General features: G+C 46.0%; 14 protein-coding genes. 8 read left to right on the top strand and 6 right to left on the bottom strand.

The window, feature by feature from the left end:
- Positions 1-23: 23 nt before the first annotated feature.
- The 4 genes from C8D85_RS12280 (at position 24) to C8D85_RS12265 (ending at position 2121) form a co-directional block, all read left to right on the top strand.
- Positions 24-299 (top strand): putative quinol monooxygenase, encoded by a 276-nt coding sequence (locus tag C8D85_RS12280; RefSeq protein ID WP_133563142.1) that lies wholly within the window; start codon positions 24-26, stop codon positions 297-299.
- A gap of 98 nt (positions 300-397) precedes the next feature.
- Positions 398-967 (top strand): DJ-1/PfpI family protein, encoded by a 570-nt coding sequence (locus tag C8D85_RS12275; protein ID WP_133563140.1) that lies wholly within the window; start codon positions 398-400, stop codon positions 965-967.
- Between the two features lie 151 nt (positions 968-1118).
- Positions 1119-1478, top strand: coding sequence for a ribbon-helix-helix domain-containing protein (locus C8D85_RS12270; protein WP_133563138.1), 360 nt, complete (start codon positions 1119-1121; stop codon positions 1476-1478).
- Between the two features lie 214 nt (positions 1479-1692).
- Positions 1693-2121 (top strand): MAPEG family protein, encoded by a 429-nt coding sequence (locus C8D85_RS12265; protein WP_133563136.1) that lies wholly within the window; start codon positions 1693-1695, stop codon positions 2119-2121.
- A gap of 102 nt (positions 2122-2223) precedes the next feature.
- On the opposite strand, the gene C8D85_RS12260 is transcribed toward C8D85_RS12265, so the two are convergent.
- Complete coding sequence (locus tag C8D85_RS12260) at positions 2224-3615, bottom strand: L-cystine transporter (protein ID WP_133563133.1); 1392 nt, start codon at positions 3613-3615, stop codon at positions 2224-2226.
- Between the two features lie 543 nt (positions 3616-4158).
- Between C8D85_RS12260 and C8D85_RS12255 the strand changes: the two genes are divergently transcribed.
- The gene (locus C8D85_RS12255; protein WP_133563131.1) at positions 4159-4902 is read left to right on the top strand and encodes a tetratricopeptide repeat protein; all 744 of its coding nucleotides are present in this window, start codon (positions 4159-4161) and stop codon (positions 4900-4902) included.
- A 258-nt stretch (positions 4903-5160) separates the two neighbouring features.
- Here C8D85_RS12255 and C8D85_RS12250 read toward each other — a convergent pair whose 3' ends face one another.
- The gene (locus tag C8D85_RS12250; RefSeq protein ID WP_133563129.1) at positions 5161-6066 is read right to left on the bottom strand and encodes a LysR family transcriptional regulator; all 906 of its coding nucleotides are present in this window, start codon (positions 6064-6066) and stop codon (positions 5161-5163) included.
- 133 nt (positions 6067-6199) lie between these two features.
- Here C8D85_RS12250 and C8D85_RS12245 point away from each other — a divergent pair, with 133 nt between their 5' ends.
- Complete coding sequence (locus C8D85_RS12245) at positions 6200-7318, top strand: S-(hydroxymethyl)glutathione dehydrogenase/class III alcohol dehydrogenase (RefSeq protein WP_162847591.1); 1119 nt, start codon at positions 6200-6202, stop codon at positions 7316-7318.
- 65 nt (positions 7319-7383) lie between these two features.
- Positions 7384-8217 carry an S-formylglutathione hydrolase gene (gene fghA / locus C8D85_RS12240; protein WP_133563124.1) on the top strand — a complete coding sequence of 278 codons (834 nt, stop codon included), beginning with the start codon at positions 7384-7386 and terminating at the stop codon, positions 8215-8217.
- Positions 8218-8325: 108 nt separating this feature from the next.
- On the opposite strand, the gene C8D85_RS12235 is transcribed toward fghA, so the two are convergent.
- Positions 8326-9948 (bottom strand): methyl-accepting chemotaxis protein, encoded by a 1623-nt coding sequence (locus C8D85_RS12235; protein ID WP_133563122.1) that lies wholly within the window; start codon positions 9946-9948, stop codon positions 8326-8328.
- A 162-nt stretch (positions 9949-10110) separates the two neighbouring features.
- Here C8D85_RS12235 and C8D85_RS12230 point away from each other — a divergent pair, with 162 nt between their 5' ends.
- Complete coding sequence (locus C8D85_RS12230; protein WP_133563120.1) at positions 10111-10944, top strand: SDR family NAD(P)-dependent oxidoreductase; 834 nt, start codon at positions 10111-10113, stop codon at positions 10942-10944.
- Positions 10945-10959: 15 nt separating this feature from the next.
- Here C8D85_RS12230 and C8D85_RS12225 read toward each other — a convergent pair whose 3' ends face one another.
- From C8D85_RS12225 to C8D85_RS12215, 3 genes are all read right to left on the bottom strand, one after another.
- Entirely contained in the window at positions 10960-11943 is a 984-nt protein-coding gene (locus C8D85_RS12225; protein ID WP_133563118.1) for an alpha/beta hydrolase, read from the bottom strand.
- Positions 11944-11952: 9 nt separating this feature from the next.
- A complete protein-coding gene (locus C8D85_RS12220) occupies positions 11953-12240 on the bottom strand; it encodes an HlyU family transcriptional regulator (protein ID WP_133563116.1) in 288 nt (95 codons plus the stop codon).
- Between the two features lie 71 nt (positions 12241-12311).
- Positions 12312-13496, bottom strand: coding sequence for an MFS transporter (locus C8D85_RS12215; RefSeq protein WP_133563114.1), 1185 nt, complete (start codon positions 13494-13496; stop codon positions 12312-12314).
- Positions 13497-13527: the final 31 nt, after the last annotated feature.

Genomic DNA, 13527 nt, shown 5'->3' with positions numbered 1-13527 from the left:
CGTTATGCACCACAAGGAACCCCATGCCAAAAGTAACTCTAAAAGGCTTTATTCTAGTCCCTGAATCGGAGCTTGAATTAGTACAAGCTGAATTGGTAAACCACACACGCTTCACACTCGAAGAAGCCGGCTGCATCACCTTTAGTGTTACTCAAAACCCAGACAATCCTCTTCGCTTTGACGTTTACGAAGAGTTCGCGGATAAAGAGTCTTTTGAACTACATCAAAAACGAGTCAAAGCATCACATTGGGGAAAGGTGACGGTAAACGTTGAGCGTCACTATGAAATATTGGAATAATCACAACCCCGCCCTCATGTAACAACCCGTTAATACCTCCCGCGCCACTCTAACTGTTACAACTTATCTCTGTTGGAAACACAATAAGAGGAAGCATTATGTCTAATAAAAAAATCTTAATGATCACGGGTGATTTCACGGAAGATTACGAAACTATGGTGCCGTTTCAGGCGTTGTTAAGTGTCGGCCATCAGGTGGATGCGGTGTGTCCTGATAAGAAAGTTGGTGATTCTGTTGCAACGGCGATTCACGACTTTGAAGGGGATCAGACTTACACCGAAAAGCCTGGTCATCGTTTCACGTTAAATGCGACCTTTAGTGATATCAAGGCGGAAGACTATGATGCTTTGGTGATTCCTGGCGGTCGTGCACCGGAGTATTTGCGTTTAAATAAAGACGTGATTGCCATGGTGCAGCATTTCTTTAAAGCGGATAAGCCAGTTGCGGCGATTTGTCACGGTGCTCAGTTGTTGGCGGCAGCAGGTGTGTTGGAAGGTAAGCAATGTTCCGCGTACCCAGCTTGCCAGCCAGAAGTGGAACTCGCGAATGGTGTCTACGCTGATATCCCAGTGGATCAGGCGGTGACCGATGGTAACTTAGTCACAGCGCCTGCGTGGCCAGCCCATCCTGCGTGGTTAGCGCAGTTCTATGTTTTGTTAAACCGTTAATCTGATCTTTACTCTGCGATGTCGGGGGAGTGGATAGTCACTATTGCGTAAATTAGTGCGCCATTCCTCTGACTTTCCGAAAAATTCAGCTAACCTATTTTGTCTGCGTTTGTTCTTTTGCGTTGTTAAGGGATTTTAACAGGATGATTTTATGTGCAAGCTGTTTGTGAACTCAGACCCCAGCCTATGGCAAAATGTCACGCGCTCCGTGCGTATTGATGGCATGGTCACCAGCATTCGATTGGAAAATATCTTCTGGTTTACCTTAGAGGAAATCGCTCAGCGAGATAAGCTATCGCTGGCGCAGATGATTGTGAAGCTTAACCATGAAGCATTGTCAGCGGGTCATGATTTGGAAAATTTCACCTCTTTCTTGCGCGTTTGTGCCATGCGTTATCTGCATTTACAAACCATCGGTATGTTGCCTAACTCACCTGATATCAGCCTTGCTTCATTAAATAGCGAGCGCATTTTAGAGCAGGAAAAGCGCTACTTTGAGACGCATCAGTAGCGTTAATTAGTTGTTGGGCAGGAGCTTGAGCGTGAAGGCAATTACAAGCTCAGGCCGTGTTGTTTTGTCACGTCTCTTTAAACCTATCCCAGCTTTGTTCAATAACCATGCAAAGCCTGCGTTAATCCTTTGCAGATGTCTTTTAGCAGAGTGCATGTAGCGCTTTGCTGTGCGACGTTATTTATATCACTTTAATGATAAAGGAGAATATGTAATGGAATTAACGACGATATACGGCACTGCATTTTGGGGCATGTTTGTGATTCTTGTGACTTGGATGGCGCAGTGGTTTGTCGCAGCAATTTCTAAAGCACGTAAGGAGGGAGCAGTTCCAGGTAAAGTGGACGAGTCACTTGGGCATGAATCGTTCACATTCAGGGCACATCGAACGTTTATGAACTCGATAGAAAATGTACCAATCATGCTTGGTATGATTTTGCTGGCTATCTTGATTGGTGCCGATGCCTTTTGGTTAATGATCTGTATTTGGAGCTTCGCTGTAGCGCGTATTATTCACATGCTGCTTTATTACGCAGTGGCGACTAACGAAAACCCAAGCCCACGAAGCTACTTCTTCCTAATGGGATTATTATCAAACATCGCATTACTCGCCTTGTGTGCTAAGACGTTAATCAATTTATAGTCCTGCATAAAAGATAATGATCACAAATTGGCAACAGGTAGCTATTAGGGCGCGTTAATAACGCGTCCTAATACGTCTTTTCTAAAATAGTAGCAAACTAGATTAACTCTGCTTTACGGTTTCACTGATATCGCGATCACTATCAAACAGCTCGCTATCTGTGTGTCCTAGCCATTTCGAAGTGATGGTGCCAGATGTCATGGAGCCGTTGACGTTGATAGCGGTACGGCCCATATCGATCAATGGCTCGATCGAAATCAGCAAACCAGCTAGCGCCACTGGCATGTCTAATGCAGACAATACAATCAGGGCTGCGAAGGTCGCACCGCCACCAATACCAGCAATGCCGAACGAGCTGATGGTGACAATCGCCACAAGAGAGATAATAAACGATGGGTCCAGTGGGTTAATGCCGATTGTTGGTGCGATCATCACGGCTAACATTGCTGGATACAAGCCTGCACAACCATTTTGTCCCATGGTCGCTCCAAATGAGGCTGAGAAGTTGGCTTCGCCATCACCATTACCAAGGCTTTTGGTTTGTGTCTCGATGTTCAATGGAATCGTACCTGCGCTTGAGCGAGAGGTGAAAGCGAACAGCAGTACAGGAGATACTTTTTTCAAGTAACGTAATGGAGAAATACCGTTAACAGCCAGTAATACTAAGTGCAGGACTAAAATCAGCGCTAGACCCACGTAGGAAGCAACAACGAAATTAAGCAAAGTTAAAATATCAGATACATTTGAGCCTGCGACAACTTTTGTCATCAGGGCTAAAATGCCGTAAGGGGTCAGGCTAAGTACCATGCGTACTAAAGTGCGAACAATCGACTGAGAGACATCGACGAAACGTTCGAAACTGGCACCCATTTCAGGCTGAGTTCTCGCCACGGTAACCCCCGCTATACCGATAAAGCTGGCAAAAATAACTACGGCGATAGTAGAAGTAGGGCGGCTACCTGCTAAGTCTGCAAACGGGTTGCCAGGGAAGAAAGAGCGAATCATATCGGCAAAGGAAACATTCTCAAGACCGTCCAATCGAACTTGTAAGTCTTCAGCTCGAGCCATTTCTCTGGCACCTTGAACAATACCATCTGCTGACAAACCAAATAGGTTGCTGACAAAGACACCAATCAATGCGGAGACCGCAGTGGTTGCTAGTAAAATGCCAATGACCGACCCAGACATCTTGCCCAGTGAACTGGTGTCTTTGACTTTTACTATGGCCCCGATGATGGATACCAAAATCAGAGGCATTATGATCATTTTCAACAGGCTAACGTAACCCGAACCAACAATATTGACGTATTCTAATGTGCTGGCCACAGTGGTGCTTCCTACGCCATATAGGAGTTGCAGAGTGGCACCGAACAATACGCCAAGACCTAAACCAGTAAAAACTCGTACTGATAACGATTTCTGAGCTCTGTGTTGGCCTACTAACAGTGCCAAGAGTACTGCGAAGATCGCTAAATTCATAATGGGGTAAAACATAAAACTACCTTATATATTAAATGTATAACGACACCGGGATATTGGTACTTAGAGAAACGGAGCATCGTTTGAAGCGGCGCTATCCTAACAAAAAGCTGACCGTGTGGATAAGATATATAAAAATTGTTTGTTATATCTAAATGGAATAAAAGTTTTGCTTAGCCGCTCTAGATTTTGCTGATAGGGGGAGCAATGGCCGTGATCACAAGGGGTGTGCGACTATTCATGTGATTTGATCTTTGTGTCGGTTTTGCATTGGGTGAGATTTTGGAAGTGAAAGTTCCCAAAAGCTTGCAAATTTCGGTGGGTTACGATGTTTTACTCCAACTGGCAAAAATATCTTCTTTTTCAAAGCGCTCAATCAAGTAATCGCAAACAGCTTTGAGTTTCGGTGACGGCTGTTAGGCTCACTTGTTATCTAAAAGGTATTTTGTTTAGAATAAAACTCGTTCTCATTTGTAAGGGCCGTTGATGCCGATTCAAAAGAGAATAAGCTGATCTTTACTAGGGTCTCTCCGATCCATTTAACAAGGATGTCTAATCATGAAAAATCGAAGTGGCGTGTGTGCCGTTCGCCAAGTTTTGTCATTTAAGCCTTCATTGGGGCATTTGAAGCCTAAAATCATTGCCTTATTTTGCTTTCTTCAGCTGATTGCTAATGCTTCTTACGCTGAGGTGTACGGTAATTACGATGTGAAGAAGATTTTAATCGTTACGGAAACTGAAAGCGGTCAAAAGAAAGGCGTTGATTTACGATATTTAGATTCAATCATTAATGACCTTGGGAAACATGCGAGTGTTTATCCTCCTAGGTTTGACAACGCTGCGGATTTGCAACGTGCTAAAGCTGACGCACGGTCGCTTTCAGGAGTGTTGGATATTCTTGTGGATACGCCGACAGCATCTACTGACCTTTTAAAACGCAGCAGTCTTATAAACAGTATTGGATTCATGCTAGATATCCCTGGTTCAGCGGATAAGGCGGATCGAGATTTTAGAAACCTACTTAATCAGATGCCAGATGATACCTTTGCAAATTATAGGTACGGTGTCTTCCTCGCTGATAGCAATCAAGGCAGCAAAGCATTGCCGTATCTAGAAAAATCAGCAAAAGCAGGGGTGAAACAAGCTTACTATTCGCTAGGTATGGCCTATTTATCACAGCAAAATACGGAGTTGGCTGTAAAGAATCTTGAAATCTACAAAGGCCTAACGCCCAATAATGAGCACATTGAAGATTTACTAGATGCCATCAAAAGCGGCAATGTAAAGTTTAAAAAGCATTAAAGCTTATTGGACTACACTGCTTCACTTCGACTTTCCTTGGATTTTGAGGCCTTAAATGGATGTAAAAAAGAGACAATTGAAAGCCGCTGCAAACGAGGGGATTATTTCCGCTGAGCAGTCTGAAGCATTATATGAGTTCTTGTCGCATCAGTCGCAGAGCACTCCGATATTCAACTCCACACATATCCTTTGCCACTCAGAGAGCTATTGGAGTTTAGAGAGAGCTAACAAGGCTTGTTAGCTCTGGTTCGCTTAGTATCAAAGCCGTTTACTCCAACTGGCGAAGATATCTTCTTTTTCAAAGCGCTCAATCAAGTAATCGCACACGGCTTTGAGTTTCGGTGACGGCTGTTGGGCGCGGGGATAAACCAGCCAAACACCGGTATAGGGGTACTGATATTGTGGGAGCAATGAAATCAGCCGCCCTGACGTCAAGTCTTCTTTTACATAGTAATCAGGCAATTGCGCAATACCGAGGCCACGGCGGATGGCGTCGAGTAGGGCTGGACCTGAGTTACTGCGCCAATGGCTGGAGACTTTAACTTCTTTGCGCTGGCCGTTCTGACTGAATACCCAGTGAGTTTTAGAGCCCATTAAGCATTTGTGTTTGCTCAGTTCAGCGAGAGTGTGTGGCACGCCATGCTGGTCAACGTATTCCCGAGAAGCACACAGATATTCAGCGCGGTCACACAGTCGTCTTGATAACAGGCTGGAGTCACGTAGTGCTCCCATGCGGATGGCGAGGTCATAGCCTTCTTCCACTAAGTCCACCTCGCGGTTGGTTAGATGAAAGTCTAAATCGACTTGTGGGTTTTGCATTAAAAAATCATTGAGCAAGGGCGCGAGGTAACGCTCGCCAAAGGTGGTGGCGCAGGTGATGCGCAATGTGCCCATGGGGGCTTGGGTGAGGGCGCTGACGGCTTCTTCCGCGCTGGCGAGAGCATTCGGCAGCTCACGACAATGTTGGTAAAACTTCTCGCCTGCTTCACTGAGTCGAATGCTGCGCGTGGTGCGAAATAACAGCGTGGTGTTTAAACGCTCTTCTAAATGGGTAATCAAGCGACTGATGTGTGAAGCTGAAACATTTAACCTGCTTGCGGCTTTGGAAAAGCTCCCTTGATGCACGACTTCGACAAAGGCTTCCATGGCTTCCCAGTGTTTCATGACGTTATTACTCGCTATTGTTGCTGTATGACAATAATGATTTGTCAAAATGACTATTATCGCAATAGTTTTTTGCGTCTACACTTAGCCTACTTGTTTCATTAACGGTTATGTTAGAACGGAGTTCACAATGTTGAAATGTAAAGCAGCGGTCGCTTGGGGACCAGGTCAGCCTCTTAAAATTGAAGAAGTTGAAGTACAAGATCCGCAGGCAGGTGAAGTGCTTGTGCGTATGGTTGCAACAGGTGTATGTCACACGGATGCTTTTACACTTTCTGGTGAAGACCCAGAAGGTATTTTCCCTGCGATCCTTGGTCACGAAGGTGCTGGTATCGTTGAAGCCGTTGGTGAAGGTGTCACAACACTTAAGCCTGGTGATCACGTTATCCCTCTTTACACGGCAGAATGTGGCGAGTGTAAATTCTGTAAATCTGGCAAAACGAACCTATGTCAGGCCGTTCGCGCGACGCAAGGTAAAGGTCTTATGCCAGATGGCACGAGTCGTTTTAGCATCAACGGCGAGCCTATTTTCCATTACATGGGTTGTTCTACTTTCTCTGAGTACAGTGTTGTTCCAGAAATCTCTTTGGCGAAAGTCAATGAAGAAGCCGCTATGGACAAAATCTGTCTACTTGGCTGTGGCGTAACGACGGGTATCGGTGCGGTGCTTAACACGGCAAAAGTGGAAGCGGGCGCGACGGTTGCTGTCTTCGGTCTAGGTGGTATCGGTCTTTCTTGTATCCAAGGTGCTCGTCTAGCGGGTGCTGGTCGTATCATCGCGATCGACCTAAACGAATCTAAATTCGAAATGGCGGAGCAGTTCGGTGCGACGGACTTCATCAACCCATCTAAATTCGACAAGCCAATCCAAGAAGTGATCGTTGAGATGACGGACGGCGGTGTGGATTACTCTTTCGAGTGTATCGGTAACGTTAACGTGATGCGTGCAGCGCTTGAGTGCTGTCACAAAGGTTGGGGTGAGTCGATCATCATCGGTGTAGCGGGTGCAGGTCAAGAAATCTCTACTCGTCCATTCCAGCTAGTAACGGGCCGCGTATGGCGTGGTTCTGCGTTCGGTGGCGTGAAAGGCCGTACTGAACTTCCAGGTTACGTAGAAGATTACATGAGCGGTAAGATCGAAATCGATCCATTCGTGACACACAAAATGAAGCTTGAAGACATCAACGAAGCTTTCCACCTAATGCACGAAGGTGAAAGTATCCGTACGGTTATCGAGTTCGACGCAAAATAAGCGTTAATCATCTTAAAAAGCCCATCTCTAGGATGGGCTTTTTTTACAGATACGAAGAGGGAATTATGGAACTTTTATCGAGCACGAAAGTAAGCGGCGGTTGGTTGAAACGCTACCGTCACGAAAGTTTGTCTGTAAAAGGTGACATGGTATTTGCCATCTTTTTGCCAGCACAAGCTGAAAGCGCAAATGTACCTGTGTTGTACTGGTTGTCAGGTTTGACTTGTACAGACGAGAACTTTTCACAGAAAGCTGGTGCTTTTAAAAAAGCGGCGGAGCTAGGTCTTGCGATCGTTATGCCTGACACGAGCCCACGTGGTACCGATTACCCAGCAGAGCATGAAAGCTACGACTTTGGTTCTGGTGCAGGTTTCTATGTGAACGCAACGGTGGCGCCTTACTCAAACACTTACCACATGTATGACTACGTGGTTAAAGAGCTGCCAACGCTGGTGGAAGAACACTTCCCAGTCACAGACAAGCGTTCTATCTCAGGCCACTCTATGGGCGGTCACGGCGCGCTAATTTGTGTGCTGAAGAACCCTGGCCGTTACCAATCAGTATCAGCGTTTGCACCGATCACGAACCCAATGCAATGTCCTTGGGGCGAGAAGGCATTCACAGGTTACTTAGGTGATGATCGTGAAGCATGGAAAGCGTGGGATACTTGTGAGTTGATCGCGACAGCGGAAGAGCGTCTACCGCTATTGGTTGACCAAGGTGAAGCGGATAACTTCCTAGAAGAACAGCTTAAACCTGAAGCGCTTGAGCAAGCCTGTGAAAAAGCAGGTCATGAACTGACGCTACGTCGTCAGTCTGGCTACGATCACAGTTACTTCTTTATCTCTAGTTTTATTGATGATCATCTAGCGCATCACGCCAACGCCCTAGGTCTATAATCTAGCGCGCATTGCAAATGTTGGGTGTTAAAAAGGCGAGTGACCGTTTAGGTGACTCGCCTTTTTTGTTGTGATCGCTTTAGCTAATGGCTTGGGTTAAAAGCAAAATTAGTTAAAACGGAATTGGTTGATTTGTACACGCAGGGCATCAGCCATTTTAGCGATCATTTCAGAGCCTTGTGAGACTTCGTCCGCTTCTTGTAACACGCGTTCAGATACTTCACGAATGCCCATCAAGTTGCTGTTGATCTCTTCGGCGACTTGGCCTTGTTGTTCTGCGGCAGAGGCGATTTGCACGCTACTGTCTGACACTTCATCCACTTGCTGAAGCATTTTGGCTAAGTTGTTGGCTGCATTGCGCATGCGCTCCGCACCTTTCTCAGCTTGTTCCGTGCTGGTCGCCATAGATTGTGATGCATTAGAAGATTGCTGTTGAAGTTTCTCAATGATGTTACGAATTTCAACGGTTGAGCTTTGCGTGCGGCTAGCAAGGGTACGAACCTCATCAGCCACCACGGCAAACCCTCGGCCCTGCTCCCCAGCACGTGCGGCTTCGATCGCAGCGTTTAGTGCAAGCAAGTTGGTTTGCTCTGAAATATCACCGATAACACCTAATACTGACTCAATTTCTTGGGTCTGGCTCAACAACTCAATGATAACGGTGTTGGCACCTTCAACATGATGAGTCAGCGTTTGAATGTTCTGATTAGTCTCGCTGAGATCTTTGCTAGAAGATCGAGTCGTTTCTTGTACTACTTGCGTTGCGTTGGCTGTGTCTTTGGCATTATTCGCTACATCGCGAATAGAGTAAGACATCTCATTCATGGCAGTCGCAAGTTTTTCCACTTCGTTAAATTGAGCATCCATACCGCCTTTGGTATTCGCAGTATTGGTACGCATCTGCAGTGACACGGCCTGCAATTCCTGAATAGCATTTGACACGCTACCCAAGGTGTTCCCCAGTGCTAGTGACATCTGGTTAGCAGAATCTGCGAGGATGCCCAATTCATCTTTGCGATTGAGCTCTAAATGCTGCGTCATGTCACCACTGGCGACGGTTTGCAGGTGAGCAGTGACGGCTTTTAAAGGCCTAACGATACTGCGCACCACAAAGCAGCTTACGGTGAGGGCTGCTAAAACCAATAGTGTTTCGATGATAAGTGATACTTTTACATTTGACCAAAACGCGGCCTTTACATCGGTGTAAAACACACCTGAACCAACGATCCAGTTCCAGTCTTTTAGGCCTTTAACGTAAGAGACTTTTTCTTCTGGTTTGTCGACTTGTGGGCCTTTGTATGTGTATTCCACAAAGCCTTCGCCTTGCTGTTTAACGGTTGTAACCATTGCTTGCCAGTGGTGATTGCCGCTAGCGTCGGTTTTGTTCGTAACATCTGATCCATTAAGCTGAGGCTTTAGTGGGTGCATCAAAAGAGTGTGCTGGTAATCATTGATCCAGAAATAGCCACCAGACCCATAGCGGAGTGCTGCGACGGCTTTTAGGGCTTGTTCTTTAGCCGCTTCTTCGCCAATGATCGAGGCTTGGTCGTGGTAGTACTGAATAAGAGAGTAGGCATTCTCGACCTGCTCTTTGACTTGTTGTTTTCGTGCCTCCAATGATTCGTTGTATTGTTTGTAGTAAGCGTCAAACTCAAAAATGACAAGCAAACTGACAAGAATCGCAATCAAGCCCCAAAGCTTGCGACTGACTTTTACATTGGTTAACTTCATTGGATTCCTCCTTGAATTTTAATAAGCAGGGATTATGAATGTTAGTGGCTGCCTCGGAGCTGATTCAGGTCAATTTTCAGCCATAATGAGGTAATACTTTAGCCTCAGATTGGGATGAGATTTTAAGAACTCATCTTTTTACTGTTTTGAATGGGAAACCCTATGCGTTATTCAGTTCTGATCACCGGATGTAGCAGTGGCATTGGCCTAGCTGCTGCGCTAACTCTGCAAACAAAGAACTTTCAAGTGGTGGCTAGTTGTCGTAAACCAGAAGATGTTGAACGCTTGCGAGAGTTAGGTGTTAAGCATGTCGTGCAGTTGGACTTAGCAGATCCTGAATCGATTGAGCGAGGTTTGGCGCAAACCTTGGAAATAACGGGAGGCAGTTTGTTTGCTTTGTTTAACAATGGTGCTTACGGACAGCCTGGTGCAGTAGAGGACTTACCTGTCGATGTGTTACGCAAACAGTTCGAAAGCAACGTGTTTGGTACACACGATTTGACCACGCGAGTGATTAAGCTGATGCTGGCGCAGGGGTATGGTCGTATTGTGCAAAATAGCTCGGTATTAGGTCTGGTTGCGGCACCTTTCAGAGGCGCATACAACGCCAGCAAGTTCGCCTTAGAAGGTCTAACGGATACCATGCGAATGGAGTTGAGTGATACACCAATCAAGATCAGTACGATTGAACCGGGGCCTATTGAAAGCCGTTTCCGTGCCAATGCCTTAACCGCTTTAAAAGCTCATATTGATATAGAGTCGAGCCGCCACCAGAAAGGCTATCAAGAAGCGGTTGCTCGGCTGGAAAGCGTTGGCCCTGCTTCCAGTGGTACACTCCCAGCCTCTGCGGTGATTGATAAGCTACTGCATGCATTGTCTTCAACCCGACCAAAGCCACGTTACTATGTAACTTGGCCTACTTATGCGGCTGGCTGGATGCGTCGTTTACTGCCAACCTGTTTGCTTGATCGAATAATGATTTCACGTGGCAATTAGTATGAAAAATGGCTGTTAGAGGCGTGACGCTAGCCATTGATCTATGGCGGCCAGATAGTGTTGACGTGATGGAAGGGGGGATAAGTATAGGTCATGGAATCCTCCCTCAATACGTTCGATTTGCAAATCTTTAAAGGTCTGCTGCGCCGCTAGAGTCATGCTTTCCACATCCAGTACACCATCTCCTTGCTTTATGCGCTCTGGGTCACGCTCGTGACGAGTAGTGGCGCTTGAGCAGCACATCAATGTGGGTAATGCGAGTCCCAGTTGTTTTACTTGCTTTTGTGCCAATAGAATTTGTTTGAGCCAATTAAAGGACAATGGAAAGCCTTTGGCTGGCTTCCAGTCTAGACGATATTCCCATTCACCACAGAAGTGCTTGTGCAATGTTCTTGCGTACAAGCTGATGTCTTTTTCTCTAATGGAATGAAACGGCAGTAATGACACGGTGAGCCAAATGGGCCAACTGACACGTTTGGTCACTTCTGGGGAAAAGGGTAAGGCTAGAAAAGGACTGTTCAAAATAAGCCCTGTTACCTTTGTCATATCAAGTGCTGAGTCGGCTGTGCTATTTCTGGCAAGATGGGCTAGGAAATGCGAGGCGATCAATCCACCTGTGGAATGCGCCAACAGCACCACTTCTTCGATTCCTCTCTGTTTTAATTCACAAAGCGCGATGCGCAAGTCATCATGATATTGCGCCATGTTCTCACACCAATTAGGGCGACTATTGGGGCGAATAGAGCGACCATAGCCCTGCAGATCGAGTGCGTAAAATTGCCATTCTTGTTCGGTGAAGTGTTGTGCTAGATCGGCTTGAAAGAAGTAATCGGTATAACCGTGCAGATATAAAATAGCGCGCTTTTTCGGTGTGCGAGTCTCATATTCGACCAATGTTGTGACGACTTGAGTCGCCACACCTTGAAAAGCAAACGTGTGCGCAATGAAAGGCGAACCAAGTAAATCTTCTTTACTGTGTAAATGTTGCCAAGTAAGCACACATCGCTCCTAGAAGATCTGATCGCCCATTTGATCAATGGTCATTTTGGCTTTGCGAACGGTTAATTCAATGCACTCATCACGGCTGGCAACAAGATCTGAACGAATAAAATTGTGCTGCTTTTGTGTTTCGCCTTCGCCTTTTGTGATGATGGCGCAGACACGATATTGGCCTTGATCAGACTGTGGCGTAGGGGTAATGGTGAAGCCATTGTGCTCGACTGGATCGGCTGCTGGTACACTATTATCAGTGCCTGAACCAGAAAATAGATTGGCGATGCTTGAGAAAATACCCATGACAATAAAAGTCCTTGCTAAGAATGAATAACCTTCATTGTCATGGATTTTAGCGCTGAGTCAAATTTTGCTTACAAAGCCGCACGATTGGCAATGATCACCGCGCGTTTTTGACTCGACATCAATGTAAACATGGCCAGCATGACTGCTGGAATCATCAGTAAGTTTAAAATTTCCCAACCAAAAATAGAGTGCCAGTAGCCTGAAAGCAGGCTGGCTGCTGCAGCGCTGGTGAAAACGACCAAATCATTGAGCCCCTGAACACGCGCTTTGTCTACTGGTTCGTAAGTTTTGGTCAAAAGTGCTGTGGCTCCGATAAAGGTAAAGTTCCAGCCAATACCTAACAAGACTAAAGCACTAAAGAAGTGCCAGTAAGACACACCAAATTGATTCAAGAAAATACAGCCAAGCAACATGAGGCAGCCCAGTTGAATAATTCGGTAAGTACCGAATTTCATGATCAAGCGACCGGTGAAGAAAGAGGGTAAGAACATGCCTAATACATGCCATTGGATGACAGAGGCAGTGCTACCAAAGTTAAAGCCACAGGCCTGCATAGCAAGAGGTGTGGCCGTCATAATAAGAACCATCACGGCATAACCAATAGAGCCGGCAATGACGGCACCCATCAGATCAGGCTGCTGTAACAATGCTCGATAAGGCCTAGGAGTGCCTTGGCGCTCTTCTTCGCTAGGCGGTTTTAGCGGAAGTAGTGCAATCAAAACGGTATTTGCAACATACAGGGCAATCAATGCCACAAAGGCTCCAAGGTATTGAGTGTCAGGTGCCCAATGTTCAAACCATATTGCCATGTTTGGGCCTAAGACGGCAGCGATCACACCAGCGCCCATGATCATACTGATGGCTTGAGGTGCTTTTTCTTTGGCAACGTTTTCGGTCGCCGCAAATCGGTACTGTTGGCCGATACCGATAGCCATACCTAACAAAAACGTAGCGCAGCAAAAGAGCGGAAACATGCCATGTTTCACACCATAGTAAGCAAGAAAAGCTCCAAATACGCCAATAAGGTTGCCAATTAAGAAGCCTTTTTTACGACCAAACCAGCCCATTAGTAGAGCAGCTGGTAGGGTGACTCCCATAAGACCAATAAATTGTAAGGCAACTGGAAGCGTGGCCAAGCTGAAGCTCGGCGCTAAACTTTGTCCAATTAATGCTGTCACAGAAACCAATAGAATATTGCCTGTGATCAGTAATGCTTGTCCGAGCGACAGTCCCCAAACCGTTATATTAAGCATGCTAAATCCCTTATCTAGCTTTCGTAATATG

Source organism: Marinomonas communis (assembly GCF_004363305.1).
GTDB classification, from domain to species: Bacteria; Pseudomonadota; Gammaproteobacteria; order Pseudomonadales; family Marinomonadaceae; genus Marinomonas; species Marinomonas communis.
The sequence above is the reverse complement of the archived record's forward strand: the minus strand, read 5'-3'. Positions and strand labels throughout refer to the sequence as shown.

Excerpts from the sequence above, each read along its gene's own strand:
- C8D85_RS12280 (WP_133563142.1), top strand. The coding sequence starts at position 24 with ATGCCAAAAGTAACTCTAAAAGGCTTTATTCTAGTCCCTGAATCGGAG.
- C8D85_RS12275 (WP_133563140.1), top strand. The coding sequence starts at position 398 with ATGTCTAATAAAAAAATCTTAATGATCACGGGTGATTTCACGGAAGAT.
- C8D85_RS12270 (WP_133563138.1), top strand. The coding sequence starts at position 1,119 with ATGTGCAAGCTGTTTGTGAACTCAGACCCCAGCCTATGGCAAAATGTC.
- C8D85_RS12265 (WP_133563136.1), top strand. The coding sequence starts at position 1,693 with ATGGAATTAACGACGATATACGGCACTGCATTTTGGGGCATGTTTGTG.
- C8D85_RS12260 (WP_133563133.1), bottom strand. The coding sequence starts at position 3,615 with ATGTTTTACCCCATTATGAATTTAGCGATCTTCGCAGTACTCTTGGCA.
- C8D85_RS12255 (WP_133563131.1), top strand. The coding sequence starts at position 4,159 with ATGAAAAATCGAAGTGGCGTGTGTGCCGTTCGCCAAGTTTTGTCATTT.
- C8D85_RS12250 (WP_133563129.1), bottom strand. The coding sequence starts at position 6,066 with ATGAAACACTGGGAAGCCATGGAAGCCTTTGTCGAAGTCGTGCATCAA.
- fghA (WP_133563124.1), top strand. The coding sequence starts at position 7,384 with ATGGAACTTTTATCGAGCACGAAAGTAAGCGGCGGTTGGTTGAAACGC.
- C8D85_RS12235 (WP_133563122.1), bottom strand. The coding sequence starts at position 9,948 with ATGAAGTTAACCAATGTAAAAGTCAGTCGCAAGCTTTGGGGCTTGATT.
- C8D85_RS12230 (WP_133563120.1), top strand. The coding sequence starts at position 10,111 with ATGCGTTATTCAGTTCTGATCACCGGATGTAGCAGTGGCATTGGCCTA.
- C8D85_RS12220 (WP_133563116.1), bottom strand. The coding sequence starts at position 12,240 with ATGGGTATTTTCTCAAGCATCGCCAATCTATTTTCTGGTTCAGGCACT.
- C8D85_RS12215 (WP_133563114.1), bottom strand. The coding sequence starts at position 13,496 with ATGCTTAATATAACGGTTTGGGGACTGTCGCTCGGACAAGCATTACTG.